This window comes from Pseudoalteromonas sp. NZS71 (genome assembly GCF_015864715.1).
Lineage (GTDB): Bacteria > Pseudomonadota > Gammaproteobacteria > Enterobacterales > Alteromonadaceae > Pseudoalteromonas > Pseudoalteromonas arctica.
Window position 1 is genome coordinate 1 of the sequence record NZ_JADYWS010000093.1, and the last position, 500, is coordinate 500.

Annotated in this window: 2 rRNA genes; both read right to left on the reverse strand. The window is 44.2% G+C overall.

The window, feature by feature from the left end:
- A 5S ribosomal RNA gene (gene rrf, locus I6E85_RS20860) occupies positions 1 to 85 on the reverse strand; the annotation flags it as partial.
- A 191-nt stretch (positions 86 to 276) separates the two neighbouring features.
- Positions 277 to 500 (reverse strand): 23S ribosomal RNA (locus tag I6E85_RS20865); the annotation flags it as partial.

The window sequence follows — 500 nt, forward strand, 5'->3', positions numbered from 1 at the left end:
AATCCACACTACCATTGGCGCAACGATGTTTCACTTCTGAGTTCGGGAAGGGATCAGGTTGGGCCATCGCGCTATTGTCGTCAGCAAAGGGGGTGAGATATGAGTCTGTTGTTTTTATTGTTTGACTTCAAATTTTAATTTTTAGTCGATCAACTTGTAACCTAACTGAATCAAGGTTAAAGGTGATATCGAAATATTCTTTCTTTATTCTATAAGCCACTACAGCTTATACAAGATAGATTAATTAGACTTGTATACAAACCACTTGGGTGTTGTATGGTCAAGCCAAACGAGCAATTAGTACAGGTTAGCTACATGCATCGCTGCACTTCCACACCCTGCCTATCAACGTCCTAGTCTTGAACGGCTCTTTAGGGAAATCTAATCTTGAGGTGGGCTTCCCGCTTAGATGCTTTCAGCGGTTATCCCATCCGAACGTAGCTACCGGGCAATGCCACTGGCGTGACAACCCGAACACCAGAGGTTCGTCCACTCTGGTC